Below are 12,236 nucleotides of genomic sequence, written 5' to 3'. Positions count from 1 at the left end.
GTTATGCGCCGACGGCCTTTCCATGTTCGATAGCCTCTTCGCCACCCGCATATCGGCTCTCGCGGAACGGCAGGCCGAGGTGGTCGCGCAATGTCTCTCCCTTCAGGACAGGGTCGAAGTAACCGCGCGCTTCGAGGATCGGCAGAACGTATTTCGCGAAATCGTCGAAGCCTTCGGCGATGACAGGGAAACCGAGGATGAAACCGTCGGCCGCCTCGCCATCAATCCAGCGGATGATCTCGTCGGCAATGTGCTCAGCTGTGCCGATGAAAGCGGTGCGCGGCGTTGCGCTGTCGAGCGCGACATCCCGGAGGGTCAGCCCCTTCTCGCGGGCCGTCTTCTTGATCCGGTCGGTCGTGGCGCGGAAATTGTTGCGGCCGATATCGCCGATGTCAGGGAACGGCTCATCGAGCGGATAAGCGCTGAAATCGTGATGGTCGAAGAAGCGGCCGAGATAGAGAAGCGCCTCTTCGATGGTGACGAGATTGCGGATCGCCTGATACTTGGCCTCCGCTTCCTCTGTCGTCGCCCCAACGATCGGGCCGATGCCAGGATAGATGCCGATCTCTGCGGCTCGGCGTCCCTGCGCGACCGCGCTCTGCTTGAGCTGCTTGTAGAAAACCTGCGCTTCCTCGATCGGCCCGCCATTGGTGAAGACCGCATCGGCATGTTTGCCGGCAAGCCGGATGCCGGAATCGGAGGCACCTGCCTGGAAGACGACCGGCTGACCCTGTTTCGACCGGCCGATATTGAGAGGCCCTTCAATGCGGAAGAAACGCCCCTTGTGGTTCAGCCGGTGCAGCTTGCTCTTGTCAGCATACACACCGCTCTCGCGATCACGCACGAAGGCATCGTCATCCCAGGAGTCCCATAGACCCTTGATGGCGTCGATATATTCCTCGGCGATCTCGTAACGCAGCTCGTGCTCGGGATGCTCGCGGCCGTAGTTGCGGCCCGACCCTTCGAGCGGCGAAGTCACGGCGTTCCAACCGGCGCGGCCGCCGCTGACGAGGTCGATGGAGGCAAACTGGCGGGCGATCGTGAAGGGATCGCTGTAGGACGTGGAAACCGTGCCAACCAGACCGATCTTAGAGGTCGAGGCCGCGAGCGCCGCAAGGATCGTCAGCGGCTCGAAACGGTTGAGGAAGTGCGGGATCGACTGTTCGTTGATGTAGAGACCATCGGCAACGAAGGCGAAGGCTATGCCGGCCTCTTCGGCCTTGCGCGCCGTTTTGACGAAAAACTCAAAATTGGTGCTGGCATCAGCCGGGCCGCTTGGATGTTTCCAGGCATTCATATGGCCGCCTGGGCCCTGCAGCATGATACCGAAAGTGATTTTCTTCTGGGCCATGGGTTCAATCCTCCTGGGGATGGTCAGGCTGCGAGGGAAAGCCGTTCCTTGGCGAGCAATTCGATTGAGGAAAGCCGCTCGGATGCAGCAAGGGCAGGCGTGTCGAGGACGAATTCCTTGACGCCGTAGCGGTGATGCAACTCGTCCAGTTCCTTGCGAATCTGGGTTGCCGTGCCATGCAGCACGCTCGGTACCTTTTCTTCGGTGCGATACTCCGTAACGCCGGCCTGGCGGGCGAATTCGGCCGCCTGTTCTTCGCTGCCGACATTCACGGTCTGGCCATTCGGCAGAAAAATCTTGACGATGCGCAGATTGCCGACGCGCTCGCGGGCCTGCTCCTCGCTATCTGCTGCGAAGGCAGCGAGCGCCAGGATCGGCTTCTTGCCACCGGAGGCGCGTTCATAGGCTTCGAAGGTCTTGCGCAGGTTTTCCGGATCGCCGTTGAGATGACCGGCGAATACCAGCTCCCAGCCCTTCTCGGCGGCCAACACTGCGCTCTCGACGCTTGCGCCAAGAAGGAAGCGCTCGGGTGCCGTCGGTGGAAAAGGTGTCGCCTGCGCGCCCTCGTAATTGGGATCGGCGGCGAGATAGGTGTTGATGTCGGAAAGCTGGACAGAGAAATCCGGCTTTCTTTCAGGATCGAAGGCTGCCTGCAGAGCCCGTGTCGACAGCGGAAAGCCGCCTGGGGCCTTGCCGACACCAAGATCGACGCGACCAGGCGCCAGCGAGGCGAGAAGATTGAAGCTCTCGGCCACCTTGTAGGCGCTATAATGCTGCAGCATCACCCCGCCCGAGCCGATGCGGATCTTCGATGTCCGCGCCAAGAGATAGGCGATCAAGGTTTCCGGCGCAGAGCTCGCCAGATTGGACATGTTGTGATGTTCGGCGACCCAGAACCTGTTATAGCCGAGTTCTTCGGCGCGGATCGCCAGCCGCACGCTCGCCTGCAAGGCTTCGGCGGCAGTTTTTCCCTGTTCAACCGGGCTCTTGTCGAGAAGGCTCAGAAGATAAGACATATGGTTTCATCCAGATCAGCTCCGCGGTTGCGTCGCATAATCTATAAAAACCATAGACAATATGAATTATAAGAAAGAGTGTTCTCTTTAAGCGTGTAGTTCAGGAAAATTCGTTGCGTGCGGACAGGTCAGGACATGCCTGCCGAAACCTGTCCGCGCGCTATATTACCAGTTCGTGACCGAGCCGTCGCGGCGTTTCAGATGCGGCGCTTCCCAATATTCGAAGCTCTGCCTGGCAATCAGTTCCTCGTTGACCTCGATGCCGAGGCCAGGAGCGTCCGAGACCGGATAAAACGCGCCTTCGAGCCGCGGCTGAACCGGGAAGAACTCGGAATTGTCGAAGCCGAGATGGGTTTCGGCCGGGCTTGCCCGGGTTTCCAGCCAGGAGAAATTGGCGACCGCCGCAGAAAAGTGGATGGTCGCGGCAGTGCAGACCGGCCCCAGCGGATTATGCGGCATCATGTCGACATAATGCGTCTCGCTCCAGCCTGCGACCTTCATCGATTCCGTCAGGCCGCCGACATTGCAAACATCGAGCCGATTGAACTGGTGAATGTCGCGCTCGATGTAGGGCAGGAACTGCCACTTCGAGGAGAACTCCTCGCCGATCGCGAAAGGAACATCGGTCATGCGCCTGAGCGCTTCATAGGCGCCCGGCGTCTCGTCGCGGATTGGTTCTTCCAGGAAGTCGAGCGTGCCCTTCGGCATCTTCTGGCAGAAGCTCGCGGCCTCAGCCACCGTCAGCCGGTGATGGTAGTCTATACCGAGCACGACGTCCTCACCGAGCTCCTCACGGGCCTTGATGCACCATTTCGCCGTCGTGGCGATGTGCTCGCGCGGCTCGTAGATATCCTTGTTCTCGTGGCCAGCGGGCGATAGGCGCATGGCCGTCCAGCCGTGCTCCACCAGCATCTTCGCCTGCTCGATCATCGCCGGTCCCGGCTCGGCGAAGGTCGTCGCAAAGGTCGGGATGCGGTCGCGCTGTTTGCCACCCAGGAGTTCATAGACAGGAACACCGAGCGCCTTGCCCTTGATGTCATGCAGCGCGATATCGATGGCGGAAATCGCCGCCTGCAGCACGCGGCCGCCCTCGAAATACTGGCTGCGATACATTTCCTGCCAGAGTGCGCCGATCTTGAACGGATCGCGGCCGCGCAGAAATTCCGCGTAATGTTCGAGAGCGCCGACCACAGCCTTTTCGCGGCCGGACAAACCGCTCTCGCCCCAGCCGAAAATGCCTTCGTCCGTTTCGACCTTCACCAGAAGCTGGTTGCGGATGCCGACCTTGACGGCATAGGTCTTTATCGCTGCAATCTTCATTTCTTTCTCCTCCTACCAATGCCACAGCGTGCCGTCTTCCAGACGGTTCACGGGCAGGTAGGCGCGCTGGTATGGATATTTCTCGGCAAGCTTCTCATCGATATCGACGCCGTGGCCGATAGCCTCACCAGGATGCAGATAGCCATCATTGAGGCTCCAGGCGCTCGGGAAGACTTCGAGGATTTCGGGCAGGTAGCCGGAATATTCCTGGATACCGAAGTTCGGAACCCAGAGATCGAGATGCAGGTTGGCGCCAAGGCAGATCGGCGACATGTCCATCGCGCCGTGGCAGGCAGTGCGGACATTATAGACGCTGGCGTAATCCATGATGCGGCGAAGTGCCGTGATGCCGCCGGCATGCACCGTCGTGGTGCGGATATAGTCGATCAGCTGCTCTTCGATCAGCAGGCGCGCATCCCAGATCGTGTTGAAGACTTCGCCAACGGCAAGCGGCGTCGTCGTGTGCTTGCGGATCAGGCGGAAACCTTCCTGGTGTTCTGCTGCAACCGTGTCCTCCAACCAGAAGAGACGGGCAAATTCCAGATCCTTGCCGAGGCGAGCCGCCTCGATCGGTGTCAGGCGATGATGGGTGTCGTGCAGCAGTTCGATATCGGGACCATGGGCTTCGCGAACGGCTTCGAACAGTTTGGGGATGTGGCGCAGATATTTCGAGGTCGACCAAACCTCTTCATGCGGCACAGCATCATCGTCTGCATTGTTGGTGACGGATTTCTTGCCCGTACCATAAACGTCAGGCAGTCCCGGAATGCCGACCTGTACGCGGATCGCCTTGTAGCCCTGCTCGATACGCTTGCCGACGGCCTCGACGGCTTCGGCAATATCGGTGCCCTGGGCATGCGTGTAGCATAGCACCTTCTCGCGGCTCGCGCCGCCAAACAGCTGGTAGAGCGGCATATTGGCGGCCTTGGCCTTGATATCCCAGAGGGCCGTATCGATACCGGCGATTGCCGCCATCGTCACTGGGCCGCGGCGCCAGTAGGCACCCTTGTAGAAATACTGCCAGATATCTTCGATGCGCGAGGGATCACGGCCGATCAGAAGCGGCGCCAGATGATCCTGCAGATAGGCGACGACGGCCTTTTCGCGGCCGTTCAACGTGGCGTCGCCGACGCCTGTCAGGCCTTCATCGGTGAAGATCTTGACGGTGACGAAGTTGCGGCCCGGCGAGCAGACAATAATTTTGACGTCGGTAATTTTCATGACTTATCCGTTGGCTGAAACTGTACGTGTGGGGTCGTAGCGGAACCGGTTGTGGATGCGCCGGTCACGCGGGTCGGGATGGGGAATGGCCGAGAGAAGCGCACGCGTGTAGTCATGCGCCGGATTGTTGACGACCTGATCGGTCTCACCGGCCTCGACGATCTTGCCGCGATACATGACCGCCACGCGGTCGCACATATAGCGGATGACCGACATGTCGTGAGAGATGAAGACATAGGAGAGGCCAAGCTCGTCCTGCAATTTCATCATCAGGTCCAGCATCTGCGAGCGCAAGGAAACGTCGAGCGCCGAGGTCGCCTCGTCGGCAATGATCAGACGTGGCTTGACGGCAATCGCCCGGGCAATACCGATGCGCTGACGCTGGCCGCCAGAAAAGGCGTGCGGATAACGCTCGCGCCAGGCGGGTTCGAGGCCGACCTGCTGCATAAGTTCGGAAACCCGGTCGTCGAGCGGCCTGCCCTTCATGCCGGCAAGCTTCAGCGGCTCGGCGATGATCTGACCGACCGTCTTGCGGGGGCTGAGCGAACCGACCGGATCCTGGAAGATCATGCGGATATCGCGCCGCACATCCTTCAGTGTTGCCTTGTCGGTGGTGCGCAGTTCCACAGTGCTGCCGTCCTTGCGGCGGTAATCCATGGCGCCGGATTGCGGATCGTAGATGCGCAGCATGCAGCGGCCCATCGTCGTCTTGCCGGAACCGGATTCGCCGACGATCCCAAGCGTTTCGCCCGGACGCACGATCAACGACACGTCATCGACAGCCTTCAGGCCGGAGGGGAAAGTCAGCGAAAGGTTCTTCACCTCCAGCAATGGTGGCGCTTCGGCCGGGATCGGCGGCCGTGACAGGCGCACTTCCGCCTTACGCTCCAGCTTGACGACGGAGCCGATCAGCCCGCGCGTGTAGTCGTCCTGCGGGGCGTGGAAGATCTGCTCGACCGGTCCCTTCTCCATCACCTTACCGCGATACATGACGAGCACCTCGTCGGCGATCTCAGCGACGACACCCATGTCATGGGTAATGAAGAGCACGGCCATGCCGTGGCTCTGCTGCAGCTTGCGGATCAGGTCGAGGATTTCGGCCTGCGTCGTCACGTCGAGCGCCGTGGTCGGCTCGTCGGCAATCAGGACCGAGGGATTACAGGCGAGCGCCATGGCGATCATCACGCGCTGGCGCATGCCGCCGGAGAATTCGAACGTGTAGCGGTCGATCGCCGTTTCCGGCCGAGGGATTTCCACCTGCCGCAGGAGTTCGAGCACACGCTCGCGCTGCTGCTGGCCGCGGATACCGAAATGGATACGCAGAGCCTCACCGATCTGCGTGCCGATGCGATGCACCGGCGAGAGCGAACTCATCGGCTCCTGGAAGATCATGGCGATCTCCTTGCCGCGCACGTTGCGGATGTCCTTGCCGCGCGGGTCGAGCTTGGCGAGATCGGTCGATGTGCCATCTTCCCGCGTCAGGACGATCGAACCGCTCTCGATCCGGCCCGGCCGGTCGACGATCTGCAGGATGGAACGCGCCGTCACCGATTTGCCGGAACCGGATTCGCCGACGACGCAGAGCGTCTTGCCGCGCTTCAGTTCGAAGGAAACACCGTCGACCGCCTTGAAGATGCCGGTACGGGTCGGGAAATAGGTCTTGAGGTCATCGACCTTGAGGATCGTATCGTCTGTCATGGTCATGAAACCGACTCGTAGGGATCTGCGGCATCGCGGAGACCGTCGCCGAGGAAGTTGAGGGAAAGCACCGAGATGACGATGGCGGCGGCAGGCGTGAACAACAGCCACGGGGCCTGCGCCACCGCACGGATGTTCTGCGCCTCCTGCAGGAGCACGCCCCAGGAAATGATCGGCGGCTGCAGGCCGATGCCGAGGAAGGAGAGCGCCGTCTCAGCAAGGATCATCGAGGGGATCGCCAGCGTCAGCGTCGCGATGATGTGACTCATGAAGGACGGCACCAGATGGTGGAAGATGATGCCGATCTCGCTCATGCCGTCGAGGCGCGCGGCGATGACGAAGTCCTCATTGCGCAGCGACAGGAACTTGCCACGCACTTCACGCGCCAGACTCGTCCAGCCTATCAGAGAAACAATCAGCGTAATGACGAAATAGGTACGCAGCGGCGGCCAGCCTACCGGAATGGCGGCGGCAAGCCCCATCCACAGCGGGATGGTCGGGATGGAGCGCAGCAGTTCGATCATGCGCTGAATGCCGAGGTCGATCCAGCCGCCGAAGAAGCCCGAGATACCGCCGATGGTGACGCCAAGAATAAGGCTCATGAAGACACCGACGAGGCCGATCGATAGCGAGATCTTGGCGCCATGCACGACACGCGAGAAGATATCGCGGCCGAGGCGATCGGCGCCAAAAATATAAAGACTGTCACCGGGCATCGGGTTCTTGAGACCAAAGAGCTTGGTCTGCATCGGGATGAAGCCGAGCAGATAATAGGGCTGCGGCGCCTTGACGAAGAAGCCGACATCAACAGGCTTTGTAGGATCGGGCGTGAATTCGCGCCGCATGGATTCCGTGTTCAGCGTCATTTTGAGCTGGCTGACATGCGGACGGAAAGAACCGTCGATGAGCAGCGAGAGCCCCTGAGGCGGCGCATAAGTGAAGCGCGCATTGGTGGCGTTCGGATCCAGCGGCGCGATGAAATCGGCGAAGGCCGCGACAAGATACATGAAGACGATGACGACGAGGCTCGCCAGTGCGATCTTGTGCTTCTTGAACTTCAGCCAGAAGAGCTGCCACTGGCCGGCAACGGCGATATCCTTGCCGCTGAGATTGATGGACGGGCCGGTATCCGGCGGGAGATGGGTGATATCTGTCATTGGAACCGGATCCGCGGGTCGGTGATGGCGAGCAGGATGTCGGAGATCAGCGTGCCGATGATCGTCAACACCGAAATCAAGAGGATGAGCGAGCCGGCGAGATACATGTCCTGGGCAAGCAGGGCGCGCAGCAGCAGCGGTCCCGTGGTCGGCAGGCTCATCACGACGGAGACGATGATCTCGCCCGAAATGACCGCCGGCAGGATCCAGCCGAGCGTCGAGATCAGCGGGTTGAGCGCAAGGCGCACCGGATAGCGGATCAGGAGTTCGAATTCGGACATGCCCTTGGCGCGGGCCGTCGTCACATAGGGCTTCGATAGTTCGTCGAGCAGGTTGGCGCGCATGATGCGGACAAGTGCCGCAAGCGAGCCGAGGCCGATGATGATGACCGGCAGCCAGACATGCTGGGCGAAATCGATGAGCCGGCCGAAGCTCCAGGGCGCATCGACATAGGCGGGCGAGAACAGGCCGCCCACGCTTTGGCCGAAATAGGCCGACATCAAATACATGGCCGAAAGCGCCATGAGGAAATCGGGCACGGCGAGAAAGAAGAAGGCAAGGAAGGTCGCCGAATAATCGGAGATCGAATATTGGCGAACCGCAGAGAGTATGCCGATCGGGATCGCCACTGCCCAGACGAAGCAGAGCGTCAGGAAGGAAAGCAGCAGCGAAAAGCCGAGACGACCCCAGATGAGCTCCGTGACCGGCTTGCCGAGCTCGAAGGAGATGCCGAAATCGCCATGCAGCAGGATGCCGGCAATCCATTTGTAATACTGGAAATACATCGGCTGATCGAGACCGTAACGCTCGCGCATGGCGGCGACGGTTCCCTCTTCCACGGCGCCACCCTGACTCGCCCAGTCGGCCATGAGGGTCGTCAGATAATCCCCCGGCGGTAGCTGGATGATGACGAAGGCGATGATGGATACGGCAAAAAGTGTCGGGATAGCGAACACCAGCCGCTTGGCGATATAACGGAGCATGATCTGTGACCGTTCGATAGGATCGAAGGGGTGGCCGGCGGAGGCATGATACCCCCACCGGCTCTGGGAGGAGCCTTAATTGGCCTTGTCGAAATACCACTGGGTCAGCGTCGGAGCCGGGTGCCAGAGGTTGCCGGTGATCGGGATACCGTTGACGACATTCTTCAGGTTCTTCGACACCATCATGTATTTCGGCATGGGGCGCGAGATACCGATGTTGAGGAAGTTGTCGGCCGAGAGATTCAGGAATTCCTTCATCTTGTTGCGACGATCATCATCGGTGACGGCGGCATTGACCTTGTCATAGGCAGCCATCAGCGCCTTGATCTGCTCCGGCGGCTCTTCGCCAGTCGCATGGTTGGAATACCACTCGCTCCAGCGCATCGCGAAGAAGATATCAGCCTTCTGGAAAGGCATGTAGCAGCGCGGATCGGTATAGACTTCCGAGAGACCGCCGACGCAGTTCCAGATATAGGCGTCCTGCTCGTTGGCAGACCACATCGTATTCAGGCGGGCACGGTCGGTGGTGCGCAGCTGAATATCGATGCCGACTTCCTTGGCATATTTCTGCACCATCTGCATGACGTCGGGGTAGGAAAGACCGAAGACGTCGGCGACCATGAAGTTGATGGTGAAGCGCTTGCCGCTCTCATCGAGGCGGAAACCTTCTGCATCCTTCTTCGGCATGATCTTGTCGAGCATCTCGTTCGAGAGCTTCGGATCGAACTCGGTGTATTGGCTCGCCTCGCGCTCGTTGAAGAGCTCGTGCTCCGGCTGCGTTGCGACCTGTGCCGGCGCGCCCTGGCCGACATAGACGAGATCGATGATCTCCTGACGGTTGATGGCGTGGCTGAGCGCGATGCGGAAGTCCTTGTTCTGGAAGAGCTTGCGCTTCACGTCATCGGTCGAGTTGAGGTTCAAGAGGATGACGGCATCATTGGCCGGCAGATCCTTGACATCGACGAAACGATAATTGCCGGTTTCCTGGCCGTCGAAAAGCACTGACTTGAAGGTCGAGTTGTTGATGTGGCGGAAGGAGAAATCGAACTCGCCCGAGGTCATCTTCAAGGCCATCAGCTGCGGATCGTCGAGCTTCGCCCAGGTGATGCCGTCGATATAGGGAAGCTGGTTACCGTCAGGATCGACCTTCCAGTAATAGGGATTGCGAGTCGCAACGACACGGTCGCTATCGGCATAGGGAACCGTCAGAACCCAGGGGTTCATGGTCGGCAATTCGAGGTTTTGCCAGAAAGGCGGCTGGAACGTCAGCGAAACCTTCGAATTGAAGAGCGCTACCCAGTCGCCGGCAGCCGGATTGGCCTTCATGAGCGCCGGGATGCCGTCCTTGTTATATTTCTCGTGGAACTGCTGCAGGTAATGCTTCGGGTAGATGACCGGCAGATGGCCCTGACCATAGGCGAGCTGCTGCAGGAAGAGGCCGTAAGGCGAATCGAATTTGAACTCGACCGTCAGGTCGTCGATCTTGCGCACTTTCACCGGCTTGCCGGCGACGGTGAATGTCGGGTTCTTGGCCGGCGAGAGCGCGTTGTTCATGAACACGTCTTCGTACCAGAACATGATGTCGTCAGCGGTAAACGGCTGGCCGTCGCTCCACTTCAGACCCTTGCGCAGCTTGAAAGTGTAGGTAGTTGCGTCTTCAGACGCGGTGAATTCTTCCGCCAGCGACGGGACGACCTTCTGCCAGGCCGGATCCCAGCGAACCAGCAGCTCGTTGGCGATGGTGCGGGTCAGATTGTACTGGTCGCCGTTGGCAAGGATCGTGGTGCGCAGCGTGCCACCATATTTGCCGACGCCATCGACCATGGTCTCGACGTAGGGATGTTCCGGAAGACGATCGGCGACGGCTGGCAGCTTGCCGCCCTTGACCTGCTCGTCGAGCATTGGCGCCTGTTTGAAATCGACCGCCCAAGCCGGGACCATCGATCCCAGGATGGCAGCACCTAACAGCCCCGTCGACACGACGAGGCCACGCAGCGTTTGCTGGTAACCCATATTTTCTCCTCCTGATAGCCGGCCCTCACCGCCGGTTTCCGTCCCTTGTTCACGACATCCGTTGCGGCCTCGTGTTGAACGATACCTTTCAGATCGTACATTCTTTGTCAATCTGAGTGTATGAACTTATTTATTTCGCTCTTGGCAAACACGGGGAAAGTGCATTAAAAGTAAACTCATGAGCACGATAACGAGCATGAGACAGCCGGCATCCGAGGGTGACGACCTCGTCGATGACAGCGGCGCTTCCATCTACGAGCGGTTGCGCGACGACATCATCCACGGCCGCCTGAAGGCCAACGAGCGCCTGAAGGTCGCCGAGCTGGCAAGCCGCATGGGGACCTCAACCAATCCGGTCCGCGAGGCGCTGCAGCAGCTGCGTGGCGAAGGCTTCGTCATCATGGAGCCAAACCGCGGGGCCCGGGTTCGCCCGATCGACGAGGAGTTTGTCCGCGACATCTGCGAGATCGAGGTTTTGATCGAGCCCGCCCTGACCCGCTGGTTCGTTGGCATCGCTACCATGAGCGACATTGACGATCTCGAGCGCGTGCAGGCGGAGATCGAGGCGCTGAACTACGCTGACGAGGAAAAACACTCTGATCTCGACCTGCAGTTCCACCGGCTGATGTACGACCGGCATTACAATCGGCATGCCGTCGATCTTTGGATTCGGCATCGCCAAATCCTGGGTGCAATCGGTCGTGGCTTTCCCACATCACTGAGCCGTCAGGCCAATGTGATCGGGGAACACCGGCAGTTGATTGCCTGCATCAAGGTGCAGGACGCCGAAGGCGCAGCGCGCGTCATCGGCCAGCATGTCGAGGGCTCCGGCCGGAGTATCATCGAGCGGCTACGGCTGAGGAAACGGTAGGCCTGATACCGTATGCCACCGGAAAATGTAGAGCGGTTTGGGGAAACGACACACAGAGGAGTTCGGTTGTGACATCTGTGAATCGAGGCCCTGATCGAGCCTGCCCTGACGTGCTGGTTCGTCGATATCGTCACCAAGGCGGACGTCGAGGAGCTGGCCCGTTCGCACTTGGAAATGCGATTCCACCGCCTGATGTATGACAAGCACCATACTGCCATGYCGTCGATCTCTGGATACGCCATCGCCAGATCCTGTGGGCAATCAGCCGACGCTTTCCGACGTCTCTCAGCCGGCAATCGAACGTGCTCGAAGAACATCGCGAGCTGATCGCCTGCATCAAGGCGCAGGCTGCGGAGGGCGCGGCCCAGACCATCGCCAAACATGTCGGCGGGTCCGGCCATCATATTATCGAGCGCATGCGCGTCTCCCGCCACGCTAAGCCCGCATCTGGCTAATACAAAGGCTGATTTACGGGGCGTGTAGTGTGCGGCTGACGATCTTGCCGCACAGCCGATAAATCACCTCAAGCGCGCTTGACAAAGCCGGAGTGCCTGTATTTTATTCATGCTTGCGGATTAGGCAGAGAGCATCTCCGCACTCTTACAT

At 59.9% G+C, this 12,236-nt stretch carries 10 protein-coding genes; 2 read left to right on the top strand and 8 right to left on the bottom strand.

The window, feature by feature from the left end:
* Position 1 precedes the first annotated feature (1 nt).
* The 8 genes from AC1DUP_RS06350 to AC1DUP_RS06315 all read right to left on the bottom strand — a co-directional run bounded on the left by AC1DUP_RS06350 (position 2) and on the right by AC1DUP_RS06315 (position 10,759).
* The gene (locus tag AC1DUP_RS06350) at positions 2-1,351 is read right to left on the bottom strand and encodes an LLM class flavin-dependent oxidoreductase (RefSeq protein ID WP_113307486.1); all 1,350 of its coding nucleotides are present in this window, start codon (positions 1,349-1,351) and stop codon (positions 2-4) included.
* A gap of 23 nt (positions 1,352-1,374) precedes the next feature.
* Entirely contained in the window at positions 1,375-2,367 is a 993-nt protein-coding gene (locus tag AC1DUP_RS06345; RefSeq protein WP_113307485.1) for an LLM class flavin-dependent oxidoreductase, read from the bottom strand.
* A 165-nt stretch (positions 2,368-2,532) separates the two neighbouring features.
* Entirely contained in the window at positions 2,533-3,687 is a 1,155-nt protein-coding gene (locus tag AC1DUP_RS06340; RefSeq protein WP_113307484.1) for a mandelate racemase/muconate lactonizing enzyme family protein, read from the bottom strand.
* Positions 3,688-3,699: 12 nt separating this feature from the next.
* Positions 3,700-4,908 (bottom strand): D-mannonate dehydratase ManD, encoded by a 1,209-nt coding sequence (gene manD, locus AC1DUP_RS06335; RefSeq protein WP_113307483.1) that lies wholly within the window; start codon positions 4,906-4,908, stop codon positions 3,700-3,702.
* Positions 4,909-4,911: 3 nt separating this feature from the next.
* Positions 4,912-6,612: an ABC transporter ATP-binding protein gene (locus AC1DUP_RS06330; RefSeq protein WP_113307482.1), complete on the bottom strand. Its 1,701-nt coding sequence runs from the start codon at positions 6,610-6,612 to the stop codon at positions 4,912-4,914.
* Complete coding sequence (locus tag AC1DUP_RS06325; RefSeq protein ID WP_113307481.1) at positions 6,609-7,763, bottom strand: ABC transporter permease; 1,155 nt, start codon at positions 7,761-7,763, stop codon at positions 6,609-6,611. Before AC1DUP_RS06325 ends, AC1DUP_RS06330 begins: the two co-directional genes overlap by 4 nt.
* Positions 7,760-8,746, bottom strand: a complete 987-nt coding sequence (locus tag AC1DUP_RS06320) for an ABC transporter permease (protein WP_113307480.1) — start codon at positions 8,744-8,746, stop codon at positions 7,760-7,762. The genes AC1DUP_RS06325 and AC1DUP_RS06320 overlap by 4 nt, the downstream gene beginning before the upstream one ends.
* Before the next feature lie 75 nt (positions 8,747-8,821).
* Positions 8,822-10,759 (bottom strand): ABC transporter substrate-binding protein, encoded by a 1,938-nt coding sequence (locus tag AC1DUP_RS06315; protein ID WP_113307479.1) that lies wholly within the window; start codon positions 10,757-10,759, stop codon positions 8,822-8,824.
* A 178-nt stretch (positions 10,760-10,937) separates the two neighbouring features.
* Here AC1DUP_RS06315 and AC1DUP_RS06310 point away from each other — a divergent pair, with 178 nt between their 5' ends.
* Both AC1DUP_RS06310 and AC1DUP_RS06305 read left to right on the top strand, forming a co-directional pair.
* A complete protein-coding gene (locus tag AC1DUP_RS06310) occupies positions 10,938-11,630 on the top strand; it encodes a GntR family transcriptional regulator (protein WP_113307478.1) in 693 nt (230 codons plus the stop codon).
* Between the two features lie 233 nt (positions 11,631-11,863).
* A complete protein-coding gene (locus AC1DUP_RS06305; RefSeq protein WP_477832280.1) occupies positions 11,864-12,085 on the top strand; it encodes a hypothetical protein in 222 nt (73 codons plus the stop codon).
* The last annotated feature ends 151 nt before the right edge of the window (positions 12,086-12,236 follow it).

The sequence above is a fragment of the Rhizobium sp. 01L419 genome, from assembly GCF_056400025.1.
This window is presented reverse-complemented; position numbering and strand designations above follow the sequence as displayed.